Source organism: Pseudoxanthomonas sp. SE1, assembly GCF_029542205.1.
GTDB lineage: Bacteria > Pseudomonadota > Gammaproteobacteria > Xanthomonadales > Xanthomonadaceae > Pseudoxanthomonas_A.
Genome location: NZ_CP113783.1, coordinates 2,269,566 through 2,285,089 on the forward strand (window position 1 = coordinate 2,269,566; position 15,524 = coordinate 2,285,089).

Below are 15,524 nucleotides of genomic sequence, written 5' to 3' on the forward strand. Positions count from 1 at the left end.
GCATGGCCCTGTGGATCGCTGCGCTCGCACTCGCCGCCTATCTCGCCCTCTGTGCCCTGCTCTACCTGCAGCAGCGCCGCCTGATCTACTACCCGCAGTTCACCCAGGTCGCCCCGGAGCAGACGGACTTCGTCCTCGCGCGACCGGATGCGGTGCTGCGGGGCTGGGCGATCAATCCCGGCCATACGGACGCAGTGCTGTACTTCGGCGGAAACGCGGAGCCGGTGGAAGCCAACCGTGACGCCTTCGCCCGCTGGCTGCCGACGCATACGGTGTACCTGGTGGCCTACCGGGGCTACGGCGCAAGCGACGGCGACCCGTCGGAGGCCGCACTGCTCGCGGATGCCCTGGCGCTGCATGACGACGTCGCCAGGCGCCATCCGGCCGGCAGGATCGCCATCACCGGCCGCAGTCTGGGGAGCGGCATGGCGGTCCACGTGGCAGCCGAGCGCGACGTCGCCAACCTGATCCTGGTCACGCCATTCGACAGCCTGGCGGCGGTCGCCCAATCGCACTATCCGATGTTCCCGGTCCGCCTGCTGCTGAAGGACCGCTACGATTCCGTCGCACGGCTGCCCGCATACAAAGGAAGGATGCTGGTGCTGCGCGCCGGACAGGACGTGGTGGTGCCACCGCCGCACACGGACCGCCTGCTGGCATCGTTCAAAGGGCCGGCGCAGGTGGTGGACTTTCCGCTCGCAGGCCATGACGACCTGTCGACGGATCCCGCCTACTGGTCGGCGATCCGCGACTTCCTCGCGCGCGCCGACTGATCCGGAACGCTATTCCTCTTCTTCCTCGCCGATGATCTCGGCGGCTTCCTCGTTCAGCGCTTTCGCCTCGCGCTTGGGCTTGGTGAACGGTGTCGGGGTGGGCTTGGTGGGTTTGGCGTTGCCGTAGAGCGCCGGGATGCCCGACCTGAGGTCGCCGCCCGCGATCTCCAGTTCGAGACGCTCGGCGTCGCGCCGGCGAATTTCCAATGCGATCGTCTCGGCCTCTTCGCGCGATATGCCCACGCTCATCAACGCGGCCTGGCCGAACTCCACCGCGGACTCGAACGTCTCACGGATCTGGAAATCCACGCCTGCGGCGATCAGCGCCAGCGAGTGTTCGCGATCGAACGAGCGCACCAGCACCTGCGCCTGCGGGAACTCGTGCTTGACCAGTTCGACGATGCGGCTCGCCGCGTCCTTGTCGTCGATGCAGATCGCGATGGACTGCGCCGTCTGTGCGCCGCACGCGCGCAACACGTCCAGCCGCGTGCCGTCGCCGTAGTAGATCTTGAAGCCGAATTCCTCTGCGCTGCGGATCATTTCGATATCGGTGTCGATGATCGTCACGTCCACGTCGCGCGCCAGCAGCGACTGGCTCATCACCTGGCCGAAGCGGCCGAAGCCGATGATCAGCACGCTGCCGCTGAGGCCCTTCGCTTCCTCGATGCCTTCCATCGAGGGTTGCTCCGGATGGGTGAACCGGCGCAACAACAGCACGAAAAGCGGCGTCAACGCCATCGACAGCACCACGATGGCGGTGAGGTTGGCATTGACGGTGGCGTCGATGATGCCGGCCGCGGCGGCGGCGGCGAACAGCACGAACGCAAACTCACCACCCTGCGCCATCAGCACCGCGCGGTCGAGGGCTTCCGCGTGCGAACTGCGGGTGACGCGCGCGACCATGTAGATGCAGGCGGCTTTCACCAGCATCATCGCAAGCACCGCGCTGACGATGAGCGGCCAGTTCGCCGCCACCACGCCCAGGTCCAGCGCCATGCCCACGCCCAGGAAGAACAGACCCAGCAGGATGCCGCGGAAGGGTTCGATGTCCGCCTCGATCTGGTGGCGGAAGGTCGATTCGGAAAGCAGCACGCCCGCGAGGAACGCACCCATCGCCATCGACAGGCCGCCCAGCTGCATCAGCAGCGCCGCGCCCAGCACCACCAGCAAGGCCGCCGCCGTCATCACCTCCCGCGCCCTGGCCGCGGCGAGGATGCGGAAGAACGGATTCAGCAGCCAGATGCCGGCGGCGATCAAGCCCGCCAGCGATGCCACGCCGATGCCGATCGCCATCCAGCGCGACCCTTCCTCGGGCTGCACCACCTGGGGCGACATGAAGGCCACCAGCACCAGCAACGGCACGATCAGCAAGTCCTCGAACAGCAGGATCGACACCACCTTCTGGCCATGCGGCAACGCGACGTCGCCGCGCTCCGCCAGCAACTGCATGACCACCGCCGTCGAAGTCAGCACGAAGCCCATGCCACCGATGAACGAAACCGCCAGCGGATAGCCGAAGATCAGTCCCACGCCGGTCAGCAACACCGTACACACCGCGATCTGCAGCGTTCCCAGGCCGAAGATCTGCTTGCGCAGGCTCCACAGGTGGCTCGGCCGCATCTCCAGACCGATCACGAACAGGAACATCACCACGCCGAGTTCGGCGACGTGCAGGATGGACTGGGGATCGGAGAACCACTTCAGGCCGAAGGGCCCGATGGCCAGGCCGGCGGCGAGATAGCCCAGCACCGATCCCAGGCCCAGGCGCCGGAAAATCGGTACGGTGACGACGGCGGCACCCAGCAGGGCGACGACACTGACCAGTTGGCTGGCACCGGATTCTGCACTCATGCGGGCAGTCTACCGGATGGATGCGTCCGCCCTAACGGCGTGGTGCTTTCATCGCCAGCCATGCACCTGCAGCGACCGGTATTGCGAAGATCAGCAACTGGATGGGCAACTCTTCCTGCAGCGAGTAGCCGTGCGACATGCCCGTACGCAGGTTCCAGAGCACGGCGAGCAACCAGCCCAGGCTGAAGTACGCTGCCGCGGCACGGCGTTTGGCCGGCTTGGCCAGCCACAGGGCGAAGCCTGCGATCAGCAGGCCGACGACAATGAAGATCAAGGTCCGCACGGTGTGACCCTCTCCCGGCACGTGGTTTGCGCGGGCCAGCCCGCGCACCGACATTACCGCAATCCATTACCCGACTTTCAACCCGGGAACGGGCTACGCAGGCCGCTCCCGGCCATGCTCACCTGGTGGTATCGCTCTCGCCCACACCCATCCGGGCGCGGCGTTCAGCGCGACACGGGCAATCACACCGCGCCAGTTCCGCGACGACCTGCAGATACGTCCGCTGGATTGACTAGCCCGCGCGACAGAACGCCGCGTAGTCGATATAGCCCGGGAACGGCCGGCCAGCGGCGCAGACCGGGCAGTCCGGATCGTGGCGCAGGCGGGTTTCGCGGAAGCGCATGGCCAGCGCATCGAAGTGCAGCAACCGGCCCGCCAGTGTTTCGCCGGTACCCAGCAGCAGCTTGATCACTTCGGTGGCCTGCAACAGGCCGATCACGCCGGGCAGCACGCCCAGCACGCCGGCTTCGGCGCAGTTGGGGGCAAACTCCGGCGGGGGCGGTTCCGGGAACAGGCAGCGGTAACAAGGCTGCTCGCCACGATGGCGACCGGCATCGAACACGCTCACTTGTCCTTCGAATCGCTGCACGGCGCCGTAGACCAGCGGCTTGCCCAGCTTCACGCAGGCATCGTTGAGCAGGTAGCGGGCGGGAAAATTGTCGGCACCATCCAGTACCACGTCCACACCGTCCAGCAGCCGCTCGACGTTCTCTGCCGTGACGCGCTCCTCCACCGCTTCCACCTGCGTGCGCGGATTCAGTGCGGCCAGCGTCGCCTGTGCGGACGCGACTTTCGGCTCGCCGATACGGGCCTCGGTGTGCAGGATCTGGCGCTGCAGGTTGCTGCGGTCGACCACGTCATTGTCCGCGATGCGCAGGTGTCCGACCCCGGCGGCGGCAAGGTAGAACGCCGCCGGCGATCCCAGCCCGCCCGCGCCGATCATCAGCACCCGCGCCTGTTGCAGGCGCTGCTGGCCCGCGACGCCGACTTCGGGCAGCAACAGGTGGCGCGAATAGCGTTCGTTGAAGTCCCGAGCATCCGCCGACAACGCCGGCATGACGATGGCGCGATGCTCTTCGACCCAGCGCGACGTTCCGCCGGCGACGGATGCCACCCGCGTGTAGCCGGCGGCTTCCAGCACGCGTGCCGTCTCCATCGAGCGTCCGCCCTTCTGGCAGATCAGGACGATGCTGGCATCGAGGTCCGGCAGGTGCGTTGCGGGATCGCGCTCCAGCACGGCCTTGCTGATGCCACGCACGCCCTCCGCCTGCCCGCTGGCGCGTTCGTGGTCCTCGCGCACGTCAATGAACACGCTGCCCTGCGCCAGCAGCGCGGCAACGTCCCGGGGTTCGATTTCGCGGATGGCCATGCGGCGATTATCGCGCAAGTCGCGACGTCGACTGCCTCAGCAGCCGATCACGTCGACGACATCGCCGGCACGATAGTCGCGCGCGCCCTCGGACAGCACGATCAGCGCATTGCTGTCGGCCGCCGCGCGCAACTGATGCGAGGCATCGGCCGCATTCGGCATGACCAGCAGACGGCCGTCCGGCGTACCGTCGAGCCAGCCGCGCAGGAACTCCAGGCGATCATGCGTCTTGCGCCAGGGCGCGCCCAGCACCGCCTTCCAGCGCGGCCGTGGCTCGCGCCGCCGCTGCAGGCAGTCCAGCAGATCGCGACCCAGCGTCAGGAACGTGGCCAACACGGATACCGGGTTGCCCGGCAGGCAGATGAACAGGGCACGGTCCAACTCACCGAACAGCACCGGCATGCCCGGCTTCATCCGCACCTTCCAGAAGTGGATACGGCCGTTCGCGGCCAGCAGACCCGGCACATGATCCTTCTCGCCCGCGGACACGCCGCCACAGGTGATGACCACGTCGAACGCCGCGGCGGCATCGGCGAGCACGACCTTCATGCGCTCCGGATCGTCGGGCAGGGTCGGCCATGCCGTCGGTTCCAGGCCTTCCGCACGCAGCAGGCCCATCAGCAGGTCGCGGTTGCTGTTGTAGATCTGGCCCGGCGCCAACGGCAATCCGGGCTCCACCAGTTCGTCACCGGTGGTGAACACGGCCACGGTCGGGCGTTGCGTGACGGCCATCGATGCGATGCCCAGCGCCGCGGCAAGTGAAACGCGCGCCGGCGTAAGCCACTGTCCTTCCTCCAGGACACGGACGCCCGCCTGCACGTCCTCGCCGACACGGCGGACATCCGCACCCGGCGCGATGCCGGCAGGCACGTGGACCGCCCCCTTGTCTTCGACGCAGTCTTCCTTGATGGCGACTGTATCGGTGCCGCGCGGCAACGGTGCACCGGTGGTGATGCGGACGCATTCGCCGGCACCGACCTCCAGATCCTGCAGCCGCCCGGCGAACTGCTGGCCCATCAGGCGCAGCGTGGTCGAACCCTCCTTCGACAAGCTGGCATGGGCAAACGCGAAGCCGTCCATGCGGCTGTTGTCGAACGGCGGAAGCGCGATCGGCGAAGTGATGTCCTCGGCCAGTATGCGGCCGCTGGCCCGCGTCACCGGAACCCGCTCCGCCTTCAGCATCCGGTTGCCTGCGACCCCGCGGACGATGTCGCGGGCGGAAGCGAAATCGATGCGGGTCGGGTAACCCGTCACTTGCCGCGCTTGACGTGCCGGATCAGGCGGCGCTTCTTGGCGATCTGCTTCTCGGTCAGCACGTTCTTCTTGCCTTCGTACGGGTTGCTGCCTTCGCGGAAGACGAAGCGCACCGGCGTGCCGACCAGCTTGAAGCGCTTGCGGAAGAAGTTCTCCAGGTACCGCTTGTACGATTCCGGCAGCACCTTCAGGCGCGTGCCGTGGACGATGAAGGTCGGCGGATTGGCGCCGCCCGGGTGCACATAGCGCAGCTTGGAGACATGGCCGCGGATGCTCGGCGGCGGGTTGGTTTCGTACGCGACTTCCAGCGCCTTGTTGACTTCGCTGGTGCCGAACTCCTTCGTCGCCGACGCATGCGCGCGGTGGATGGCCTTGAACAGTTCGCGCAGGCCGGAGCCGTGCAGCGCGGAAATGCGCACCACCTCGGCCCACTCGACGAAGCCCAGCTTGCGGGCGAGCAAGGCTTCCGCCTGTTCGCGCTGGTAGGCGGTCAACCCGTCCCACTTGTTGATCGCAACGACCAGGGCGCGTCCCGCATCGAGCACGGCACCCAGCACGCTGGCGTCCTGGTCGGTGACACCTTCGGTCGCATCCAGCAGCAGCACGGCGACCTGGCATTGTTCGATCGCCTGCAGCGTCTTGACCACGCTGAACTTCTCGACCGCCTCCTCCACCTTGCCCTTGCGGCGCAGGCCGGCGGTGTCGATCAGACGGTACTGGCGGCCATCGCGCTCCATGTCCACCGCAATGGAGTCGCGCGTGGTGCCGGGCACTTCGGACGCGATCATGCGCTCTTCGCCCAGCAGGCGATTGACCAGTGTGGACTTGCCCACGTTGGGACGGCCTACGAAGGCCACCCGCATGCGGTTCGGATCGTTGTCCAGACCGGCTGTCGCGCCTTCTTCGGGAAGCCGCTGGTGCACTTCCTCCAGCAGGTCGTCGATGCCCTGGCGATGCGAAGCCGAGATGGTGATGACATCCGAAAAACCGTAACGGGCGAAGTCCGCCAGCGCGGTGGTCTCGTTGATGCCGTCGATCTTGTTGATGACCAGCAGCGTGGGACGCGCCGCCTTGCGCAGCCAGGCGAGGATCTCGTCGTCGAGCGCGGAAGCGCCTTCGCGGCCATCGACGATGAACAACACCAGGTCGGCCTCTTCGGCTGCCGCACGCGCCTGGCGCGCCGTGGCACCGGCCAGCCCCTCTTCCTCACCCGCGATGCCACCGGTATCGACGACCAGGAAAGGGGCCTCCTCATCGAGACGACAGACGCCGTAGTTGCGATCACGCGTTACGCCCGGCTGGTCATGCACCAGAGCGTCACGACTGCGGGTCAGCGCATTGAACAGGGTGGATTTGCCGACATTGGGACGACCCACCAGGGCGACGAGGGGCAACATGCAGAGGCAACCGGAAAGGAAAATGTTGCTGGAGGCGTGTCGCCGCGCGCGGGGCACGGCCGCTCCGGTCTGGCAACGGGCCGCCATGGTATCGGAATACGCCCCCTTCCGCGAAAAAGGGCCGCAATGCGGCCCTTTCCGGCAAGACCAGGAGTGGGTCGGCCCACTCCTCCGAGAGGGGTTACTTGAACCCGAAGGCGGTCAGGCCACCCTCCACATCCTGCACCAGCAGGATGCCGTCGGCGACGACGGGCTTTCCACGCAGCGCCTTGCCTCCGACGCGAGCACGCGCTGCAACCTCGCCATTGTCTGTCTTGAGCCAATGCAGGTAGCCGTCGTAGTCACCGACCACGGCGTAATCGCCATGGATGGTAGGTGCCGTCAGCGAGCGCCGCGCCAGCGTGGTGTTGGACCACAAGGCACTGCCGCTGTACTTGTCCAGCGCCCAGACGGTACCCGCCGGATCGGCCACCATGACCGCGCTGCTGGTGACCGCCAGGCCACCCGCACCGCCGTTGTCACGCGTCCACAGGGGGCGGCCCGACGGGCCTTCCAGCGCAACGGTCTCCATCTTGTAGCTGGTGGCATACAGGGTGGTCCCTTCCAGCACCGGGGCGCCATCCACATCGGCCATGCGCTCGAGTTCGCTGCGGCCTTCCGGCGTACCCACTGCCTGCGTCCACATGGGGCGACCATCGTTGGCCGACAGTGCGGTGACCGTGCCGTCGTCGCTGCCTGCGAACACGACGCCAGGACCGACCACGACCGGGGCATTGCCGCGGACTGTCAGGCTGGGAAGCTCGTTGGTCCAGAACCAGCGACGCTCGCCGTTTGCGGCGCTCAATGCGGTGACGCGGCCGTCATTGCTGCGCACGAAAACCAGATCCGCTCCGATCGACGGCGCCGCGATGACTTCGTTCGGCACCTTCACCTGCCATTTCTCGGCACCCGTGGCGGCATCAAGGGCGACGACCTGGCCGTCCAGCGTGCCCACGACCACGAGCCCCTGGCCCGCGCCCGGTCCACCCGACAGTCGCAGATCGGATTTGTACTGCCACACCTGCTTGCCCGTCTGGAGATCGAAAGCACGTACACCGCCTTCGACAGCAGCGGCATACACGCGACCGCCTTCCACCACGGGCGCCTGCTGGATGCCCAGTCGATCCTCGCCTTTGCCGGCATTCGCGCTCCAGAGCTTGGACACCGACACCGCCTGCGTGATGTCGACCAACTCTGCAGGATCGGTGGGCTTCTCGTCCGGCTTGTCGTCACCATCGAACCATCCCTTCACCGTACTGCACCCTCCAAGGGCACCGATCAGGAATGCTGTCGTCAGGACACGGACGGGAAAACCATGGGTGAGCTTCATGCGGCGTCTCCGCTCTTGGGCGGCGTGCCGCCGGCGTGGATGAGTTTCAGCTCCACGAGCCGACGCTGGGGGGACACCACATCGAGCGTTGTCAATGCGCGCGTGTAGGCATCCTGCGCTTCCTTCAACTTGCCCGCAGCCATCAGTGCGTCGCCACGGACTTCCAGGCTCGATGCATCATCGGCCTTGTCCAGCAACTTCAACGCCTCATCGTGCTTGCCCGTGTCGATCAGCAGGCGCGCCAGACGCAGGTCAACCAGAGGCCGCAGCGAATCGACAGGCGTCAGGCTGCGCAACGTGGCAATGGCGGCATCTCGCTCGCCTGCCTGGACCTGCGCCTTGGCCAGTTGGAGGCCGGCGACATCCGCATACAGCTCGTCTTCCTTCCCCAGCGAATCGACGGCACCCTTGGCCTGTTTCAGGTCGCCCTTCGCCAAGTCCTCGACGGCCGCCTGGTAAGCCTGGTACGCCTGTTCCTTCTTGCCCGCCTGGCTCTTCTGCCACCACTGCCAGCCGAAGATGACACCCAGCCCCAGGATCACGCCTCCCAGAAGGCCGGCACCATTGTTGCGGAGCCAGCTGCGGACGCGTTCGCTTTGTTCGTGCTCGTCGAGCAGATCATCAATCGCCATGCGCTCTCTTGCCCCGTCGAGGCGGGGTCTTGGTCTTTGTTGGACAAACCCGCGCGCGGGTCAGTCACCGACCGGCGCTAGGGAACCCTCAGAGGATACCGTAAAGCGTGCGACATTCGCTCGCTGATACGGCGCCAGGCTCACCGTACTACCGGCATGCTGAACCTCGACCGCCGTGGCATCACCCAGCTTGACGCGACCCACTTCGCCTTTCGCGTACCTGCGTTCTTCGCCCGCCCGGACGAGCGCATGCTCCACTTTGCGGCCATCGGGATCATTGACTTCGACCCAGCTGTCACCCTTGAACGTGAGCGTCAGCCAGGATGTCGTCGCACGCGGGATTGGCGTCAGTGAAGCAACATAGGGCGTTGCCTGCGGCCTGCCGACCGGGCGGGTGCCTTCCGCCTTGTCTGGCGAGGGTTGCAGGCTCGGGACGATGTCCAGCGATGCCGTTGCTGCATCCGGCGCAGGGCCCGAGGCTGGCCGCAAGGCCATCCACACCGGGGTTGCGATGACCAGCGTCAGCACCACGTAAACCGCGCGCCGCTTGAGGCTCTCGAAGAAATACTGGAAACGCGGCGTATGGCTATGGCTGACCAGTTCGGCCGGCTTCGACACCACTGCGTCCGCCTGCTGCAGGAACGGTTCGACGTCCACCTTCAACAGGCGACCGTAACTGCGCAGCTGACCGCGCACGAACACCGCCCCACCCGACTGGTCCCACTGCCCGCCTTCGAGGGCGTGCAACACCTTCAAGGGCATCTTGAGGCGCTGACTGACCTCCTGCAAAGACAGGCCGGCCTGCTCACGTGCGACCTTCAGCGCCTCGCCGCACCCCTGCGACGGCGCCACTCCCCCACCTACCGTGTCCATCATGGCCCTGCATTTCCCCCAGAGTTGACGTCCTGCGCGTCGGGGAACTCCGCCCGAATCCGCTGAACATATCGACTGGCAGCGGCCTTGTCGCCGAGTCTATCCTCGATTTGTGATGCGAGTTTCAACACTACGGCACTGGCGGGCCCCGAAGCCAGCCTGCGCTCGATGAAGGCACGTGCCGGCAGATAGTGCTGCCGGTTGAATTCCAGCTCCGCCATCGCGCCAAGGGCGGTCGTATTGGACGGGTCGCGCGACAGCGCCAGGCGCAGATCGCGTTCGGCCCGCTCGGTCTGTCCGGTGGCCAGGGCGCAACTGCCGGCATTCGCCATAGCCAGCGCTGGCGTCGTGTAGCCAGGCGCCCGCACGGCACGGTCGAACCAGACCAGCGATTCGGCCGCCGCCCCGTTGCTGCACAACCATGTGCCGTAGTTGTTCTGGGCCCCACCCTGTCCGGGCGCCAGTTCCGCCGCACGCCGATACAGCTGGCCCGCCTCCTGCACCCGCCCGCGCCGATCTTCGATCACCGCCATGAGCGTTGTCGCGTCCACCGAGATGGGATCCAGCTTCAGCGCAGCGCGCGCATCCTTCTCCGCCGCATCGAGCTCACCGGCATGCAGGCGCTGCGTGGCGCGAGCGAGCATCGTCTGCACCGACTGGCGGCGCTTGACCTCAGGACTGTCCTTGACCGAGTACTCGGGCGCTATCTGCTGCCCGGAGAGATGCTCCATCTTGCCCTTGGGGCGTACAAAGGTCAGGCGGCTGCAGGCGGTGCCCAGCAGAATGGGGATCAGCAGCAGGCACAGCGCCTTATGCCGCATCGTCAATGCCCTGTTGCTGCAATTGCCGGCGGAACTCGGCCTGCCGGCGCGTGCGGTCCATGACCTGCCCTTTCAATTGGCCGCAGGCCGCATCGATGTCATCACCGCGCGTGCGGCGGACCATGGTCAGCACCTGCGCGTCGAGGAGCAGCTTCTGGAACGCACGGATCTCTTCGTCCGGCGAGCGCTCGTAGCGCGTGCCGGGGAACGGATTGAATGGAATCAGATTGACCTTGCCGGCATCCTTCAACTGCGCGGCGTTGCTGAACTTGCGCATCAGCTGCGCCAGCTGGCGCGCATGCTCGGGCTGGTCGTTGACGCCCTTCATCAGCGTGTATTCGAACGTCACCGAATCGCGTTTCTTGTTCGCGCGCAGGTAGCGCACGCAGGAGGCCATCAATTCGGCGATCGGATACTTCTTGTTCAGCGGCACCAGCTGTTCGCGCAGCGCGTCGTTCGGCGCATGCAGCGAGACGGCCAGCGATACGTCGGTTTCGGTGGACAGCCGGTCGATCATCGGCACCAGGCCGGACGTCGACAGCGTGACGCGCTTGCTGGCCAGGCCGTAGCCCAGGTCGTCACGCATGATGTTCATCGCGCGCACGACGTTGTCGAAGTTGAGGAGCGGCTCGCCCATGCCCATCATCACCACGTTGGTGAGACGGCGGTTCTGCGCGGGCACGTTGCCGAGGTGGCGGGCCGTCACCCATACTTGGCCGATGATCTCGGCGGTGGTCAGGTTGCGGTTGAAGCCCTGCGTGGCGGTCGAGCAGAACGTGCAGTTGAGGCCGCAGCCCACCTGCGACGACACGCACAGCGTGCCGCGGCTCTTGTCGGGGATGTACACAGTTTCGACGGCATTCTTGCCGTCCACGCCCATGCCGAGCAACCACTTGTGGGTGCCATCGGTGGAGGGCTTGTCGAACACCACCTGCGGGACAACGACTTCGGCATGCTCCTGCAGTTTCGCGCGCAGGTTCTTGCCGAGATCGGTCATCTCGTTGAAGTCGGTGACGTAGCGGTGGTGGATCCACTTCATCACTTGGTGCGCGCGGAACTTCTGCTCACCCAGCTTCTCGATGAAGAAATGCTCAAGACCCTCGCGATCCAGGTCCAGCAGGTTCTGCTTCGCAGGCACAGATGCACCGATGGCCACGGACGGTGCGTCCGTGGCCATTTTCAGTTCGATCGGCGGCAGTTCGTGGCTGCTCATCACTCTTCGATCAACGCGAGAACACTTCGGTCGCGGCGAAGAAATACGCGATCTCGATGTTCGCGTTCTCGACCGAATCCGAACCGTGCGCGGCATTGGCGTCGATCGAATCGGCGAAGTCGGCACGGATCGTACCCGGTGCAGCATCCTTGGGATTGGTGGCGCCGAGGATGTCGCGATGCTTCAGCACGGCGTTCTCGCCTTCCAGCACCTGGATCACCACCGGGCCGGAGATCATGAACTCGACCAGCGCGTTGAAGAACGGACGTTCGCGATGCACGGCGTAGAAACCTTCGGCCTCACGGCGCGACAGGTGCTTCATCTTCGACGCGACGATCTTCAGGCCGTTCTTTTCGAAGCGGGCATAGATTTCGCCGATGACGTTCTTGGCGACGGCATCGGGCTTGACGATTGAGAGGGTGCGCTCCAGCGCCATGGGGATTTTCTCCGTTGGGCGGGCCACTGAAGGCCCAAGGTTAACATGAAAAACCCGCGTCGAAACGCGGGCTTAGACCAGAAAGCGTAGCGAGATTCTAACGTATACGGCATTGCGATGCAGCAGGAATGTCGCGGATTGCTGCCCTGCAACATGACACCGTCGGGAGGCCGGTGGAGAATGAATCAAACAAGCGTTTGATTCAGTCCCGGAGGGGCCATGGGCAATACCACGCATTTCTCCACCAAGGAGCGCATCCTGGGGGCAGCCGAAGAACTGTTCGCCCAGCATGGATTCGCCGGCACCTCGCTGCGCCAGGTCACCAGCCGGGCCGACGTGAACATCGCGGCCGTCAACTACCACTTCGGCAGCAAGGAAAACCTGGTCAATGAGGTCTTCCGGCGCCGCATGGACGACATGACGGCCGCCCGCCTGTCCCTGCTCGAGCGGGCGCTGGCCGACCGCCCGGGCCAGTTGGAACCGATCCTGGCCGCCTTCGTCGAGCCCGCCCTCGCCTTGGCCCAGGATCGTCACGGCGGCGGCGCCTTCGTCCGGGTCATCGCCCGGGCCTACGCCGAAAAGAACGACGGGCTGCGCAAGTTCCTGTCGGACCATTACGGTCACGTGCTGCGCGAATTCGGCAAGGCCATTGCCGCCTGCGTGCCGGGCCTCAGCAAGGAAGAGCTGTACTGGCGGCTGGACTTCTTCTCCGGCGCGCTGACCTACGCCATGGCCGACTTCGGCCTGATCAAGCGCCCCACGGGCGTCACGGAGACGGCGCATCGTGAGCGCGCCGCCCGCGAACTCATCCGCTTCGCTGAGGCCGGCCTGCGCGCCGACCACGTCAAACAACCCCTGTAATCGCAAGGATTCCTCATGTCCAACCAACTGCTTGTACGCAAGGCGGCCGTCCTGGGCGCCGGTGTGATGGGCGCGCAGATCGCCGCGCACCTGACCAATGCCGGGGTCGACACCGTGCTGTTCGACCTGCCTGCCAAGGAGGGCCACCCCGACGGTATCGTGCTGAAGGCCATCGCCGGCCTGGCCAAGCTGAGCCCCGCCCCCTTGGCCAGCAAGTCGCTGGCCGAGGCGATCACGCCGGCCAACTATGAAACCGGGCTGGAACACCTGAAGGGCTGCGACCTGATCATCGAAGCCATCGCCGAACGGATGGACTGGAAGCAGGACCTGTACCGGAAGATCGCGCCGTTCGTGGCCAACCATGCGGTGCTGGCGAGCAACACTTCAGGCTTGGGAATCAACAAGTTGGCGGAAGTTCTTCCGGAACAGCTTCGCCATCGTTTCTGCGGTGTGCACTTCTTCAATCCGCCGCGCTACATGCACCTGGCCGAGCTGATCCCGGCCAAAACCACCGACGCCTCGGTGCTCGAGGGCCTGGAAGGCTTCCTGACCACCACCCTGGGCAAGGGCGTGGTGTATGCGAAGGACACGCCCAACTTCATCGGCAACCGGATCGGCGTGTTCTCGATCCTGGCGACCGCCCATCACACGGCCGAGTTCAAGCTGGGCTTCGACGAAGTGGACGCCATCACCGGCCCGCTGATCGGCCGGCCGAAGTCGGCCACCTACCGCACCTCCGACGTGGTCGGCCTGGACACCATGGCCCACGTCATCAAGACCATGGGCGATACCCTGCCTGACGACCCGTGGCATGCCTACTTCAAATCGCCGAAGTGGCTGGAGGCGCTGATCGCCAAGGGCGCGCTGGGCCAGAAGACCGGCGCCGGCATCTTCCGCAAGGTCGGCAAGGACATCGTGGTACTCGACTTGGCCAAGCAGGACTACCGTCCGGCCGATCGCGTCGCCGCGCCGGACGTGGTCGAGATCCTGAAGATCAGGAACCCCGCCGAGAAGTTCGCCAAGCTGCGCGAAAGCCAGCATCCGCAGGCGCAGTTCCTGTGGGCGGTGTTCCGCGACCTGTTCCACTACAGCGCCTACCACCTGTCGGACATCGCGGACACGGCGCGCGACGTGGACCTGGCCATCCGCTGGGGCTACGGCTGGTCACTGGGCCCGTTCGAGACCTGGCAAGCAGCGGGATGGAAGCAGGTAGCGCAGTGGATCGCCGACGACATCGTCGCCGGCAAGACCATGAGCAGCGCGCCGCTGCCGAATTGGGTGTTCGATGGCCGTGATGGCGTCCACGCCCCAGAAGGCAGCTACAGCCCCGCGCGCAATGCGAAGCTGCCGCGCTCGGCCCTGCCCGTCTACCAGCGCCAGCGTTTCCCGGATCCCCTGCTGGGCGAAACCTTCGCCCAGGGCGAGACCGTCTACGAGAACGACGGCGTGCGCCTGTGGACCGATGGCGACGGCATCGGTGTGGTCAGTTTCAAGACCAAGATGCACACCGTGTCCGACGCCGTGCTGGAAGGCGTGCAGCAGGCGATCACCATCGCCGAGGAGAAGTTCAAGGGCCTGGTGATCTGGCAGCCGAAGGAACCCTTCTCGGCCGGTGCCGACCTGGCCGGTGCGCTGGGCGCGCTGCAGGCCGGCAAGATCGCCGAGTTCGAAGCGATGGTCGCCAACTTCCAGGCCACCAGCCAGCGCATCAAATACTCGCTGGTGCCGGTGGTGGCGGCCGTGCGTGGCCTGGCACTGGGCGGTGGCTGCGAGTTCCAGATGCACAGCGCCAGGGCCGTGGTATCGCTGGAAAGCTACATCGGCCTGGTCGAAGCAGGCGTGGGCCTGTTGCCGGCTGGCGGTGGCCTGAAGGAAATCGCGGTGCGCGCGTCGCAGTCGGCGGGCCCGGGCGGTGACGTGTTCGCCGAACTGAAGAAGACCTTCGAAACCGTCGCGATGGCGAAGGTGTCGGCTTCCGCGGTCGAGGCCAAGGAACTTGGCCTGGTGCGCGCGAATGACCTGGTCGTGTTCAATGCCTACGAGCAGCTGTACATCGCCAAGCAGCAGGTGCTGGCCTTGGCCGAAAGCGGCTACCGCCCGCCCCTGCCTGCCCGCCGCATCCAGGTGGCCGGCGACGTCGGCATCGCCACCTTCAAGATGATGCTGGTCAACATGCTGGAAGGCCGCTTCATCAGCGAATACGACTATGAGATTGCCGTACGCATTGCCACCGTGCTGTGCGGTGGCGAGGTCGATCGCGGCGCCCTGGTCGACGAAGAGTGGTTGCTGAAGCTGGAGCGCAAGCACTTCGTTGAGCTGGCCCAGCAGGAAAAGACCCAGGCGCGCATTGCGCACATGCTGAAGACCGGCAAGCCCCTGCGTAACTAAGCGA

Annotated in this window: 14 protein-coding genes; 3 read left to right on the forward strand and 11 right to left on the reverse strand. The window is 65.8% G+C overall.

The annotated features are described in order from the left end of the window. The first annotated feature begins 2 nt into the window (after positions 1–2). On the forward strand, positions 3–773 hold the full coding sequence (locus OY559_RS10750) for an alpha/beta hydrolase (RefSeq protein WP_277726266.1): 771 nt from the start codon (positions 3–5) through the stop codon (positions 771–773). A gap of 9 nt (positions 774–782) precedes the next feature. On the opposite strand, the gene OY559_RS10755 is transcribed toward OY559_RS10750, so the two are convergent. The 11 genes from OY559_RS10755 to ndk form a co-directional block, all read right to left on the reverse strand. Then, a complete protein-coding gene (locus OY559_RS10755; protein WP_277726267.1) occupies positions 783–2,624 on the reverse strand; it encodes a monovalent cation:proton antiporter-2 (CPA2) family protein in 1,842 nt (613 codons plus the stop codon). 31 nt (positions 2,625–2,655) lie between these two features. Beyond that, positions 2,656–2,907, reverse strand: coding sequence for a hypothetical protein (locus OY559_RS10760; protein ID WP_277726268.1), 252 nt, complete (start codon positions 2,905–2,907; stop codon positions 2,656–2,658). 232 nt (positions 2,908–3,139) lie between these two features. Next, positions 3,140–4,276, reverse strand: a complete 1,137-nt coding sequence (moeB, locus tag OY559_RS10765) for a molybdopterin-synthase adenylyltransferase MoeB (RefSeq protein WP_277726269.1) — start codon at positions 4,274–4,276, stop codon at positions 3,140–3,142. Positions 4,277–4,312: 36 nt separating this feature from the next. Continuing rightward, a complete protein-coding gene (glp, locus tag OY559_RS10770; RefSeq protein WP_277726270.1) occupies positions 4,313–5,530 on the reverse strand; it encodes a molybdopterin molybdotransferase MoeA in 1,218 nt (405 codons plus the stop codon). Next, entirely contained in the window at positions 5,527–6,927 is a 1,401-nt protein-coding gene (gene der / locus OY559_RS10775; protein WP_277726271.1) for a ribosome biogenesis GTPase Der, read from the reverse strand. The genes glp and der overlap by 4 nt, the downstream gene beginning before the upstream one ends. Positions 6,928–7,108: 181 nt before the next feature. Beyond that, positions 7,109–8,296: an outer membrane protein assembly factor BamB gene (bamB, locus tag OY559_RS10780; protein WP_277726272.1), complete on the reverse strand. Its 1,188-nt coding sequence runs from the start codon at positions 8,294–8,296 to the stop codon at positions 7,109–7,111. Then, a complete protein-coding gene (locus OY559_RS10785; RefSeq protein ID WP_277726273.1) occupies positions 8,293–8,928 on the reverse strand; it encodes a YfgM family protein in 636 nt (211 codons plus the stop codon). Before OY559_RS10785 ends, bamB begins: the two co-directional genes overlap by 4 nt. A gap of 60 nt (positions 8,929–8,988) precedes the next feature. Then, on the reverse strand, positions 8,989–9,780 hold the full coding sequence (locus OY559_RS10790; RefSeq protein ID WP_277726274.1) for a helix-turn-helix domain-containing protein: 792 nt from the start codon (positions 9,778–9,780) through the stop codon (positions 8,989–8,991). A 20-nt stretch (positions 9,781–9,800) separates the two neighbouring features. Continuing rightward, a complete protein-coding gene (gene pilW, locus OY559_RS10795; protein ID WP_277726275.1) occupies positions 9,801–10,622 on the reverse strand; it encodes a type IV pilus biogenesis/stability protein PilW in 822 nt (273 codons plus the stop codon). Beyond that, on the reverse strand, positions 10,612–11,799 hold the full coding sequence (rlmN, locus tag OY559_RS10800) for a dual-specificity RNA methyltransferase RlmN (protein WP_277729983.1): 1,188 nt from the start codon (positions 11,797–11,799) through the stop codon (positions 10,612–10,614). Before rlmN ends, pilW begins: the two co-directional genes overlap by 11 nt. 46 nt (positions 11,800–11,845) lie before the next feature. Continuing rightward, entirely contained in the window at positions 11,846–12,271 is a 426-nt protein-coding gene (ndk, locus tag OY559_RS10805; protein WP_277726276.1) for a nucleoside-diphosphate kinase, read from the reverse strand. A 219-nt stretch (positions 12,272–12,490) separates the two neighbouring features. Here ndk and OY559_RS10810 point away from each other — a divergent pair, with 219 nt between their 5' ends. Beyond that, complete coding sequence (locus OY559_RS10810) at positions 12,491–13,132, forward strand: TetR/AcrR family transcriptional regulator (protein WP_277726277.1); 642 nt, start codon at positions 12,491–12,493, stop codon at positions 13,130–13,132. Positions 13,133–13,147: 15 nt separating this feature from the next. Further along, positions 13,148–15,520 carry a 3-hydroxyacyl-CoA dehydrogenase/enoyl-CoA hydratase family protein gene (locus tag OY559_RS10815; RefSeq protein WP_277726278.1) on the forward strand — a complete coding sequence of 791 codons (2,373 nt, stop codon included), beginning with the start codon at positions 13,148–13,150 and terminating at the stop codon, positions 15,518–15,520. Positions 15,521–15,524 lie beyond the last annotated feature (4 nt).

Excerpts from the sequence above, each read along its gene's own strand:
- OY559_RS10750 (WP_277726266.1), top strand. The coding sequence starts at position 3 with ATGGCCCTGTGGATCGCTGCGCTCGCACTCGCCGCCTATCTCGCCCTC.
- OY559_RS10755 (WP_277726267.1), bottom strand. The coding sequence starts at position 2,624 with ATGAGTGCAGAATCCGGTGCCAGCCAACTGGTCAGTGTCGTCGCCCTG.
- moeB (WP_277726269.1), bottom strand. The coding sequence starts at position 4,276 with ATGGCCATCCGCGAAATCGAACCCCGGGACGTTGCCGCGCTGCTGGCG.
- der (WP_277726271.1), bottom strand. The coding sequence starts at position 6,927 with ATGTTGCCCCTCGTCGCCCTGGTGGGTCGTCCCAATGTCGGCAAATCC.
- bamB (WP_277726272.1), bottom strand. The coding sequence starts at position 8,296 with ATGAAGCTCACCCATGGTTTTCCCGTCCGTGTCCTGACGACAGCATTC.
- OY559_RS10785 (WP_277726273.1), bottom strand. The coding sequence starts at position 8,928 with ATGGCGATTGATGATCTGCTCGACGAGCACGAACAAAGCGAACGCGTC.
- pilW (WP_277726275.1), bottom strand. The coding sequence starts at position 10,622 with ATGCGGCATAAGGCGCTGTGCCTGCTGCTGATCCCCATTCTGCTGGGC.
- rlmN (WP_277729983.1), bottom strand. The coding sequence starts at position 11,799 with ATGGCCACGGACGCACCGTCCGTGGCCATCGGTGCATCTGTGCCTGCG.
- ndk (WP_277726276.1), bottom strand. The coding sequence starts at position 12,271 with ATGGCGCTGGAGCGCACCCTCTCAATCGTCAAGCCCGATGCCGTCGCC.
- OY559_RS10810 (WP_277726277.1), top strand. The coding sequence starts at position 12,491 with ATGGGCAATACCACGCATTTCTCCACCAAGGAGCGCATCCTGGGGGCA.
- OY559_RS10815 (WP_277726278.1), top strand. The coding sequence starts at position 13,148 with ATGTCCAACCAACTGCTTGTACGCAAGGCGGCCGTCCTGGGCGCCGGT.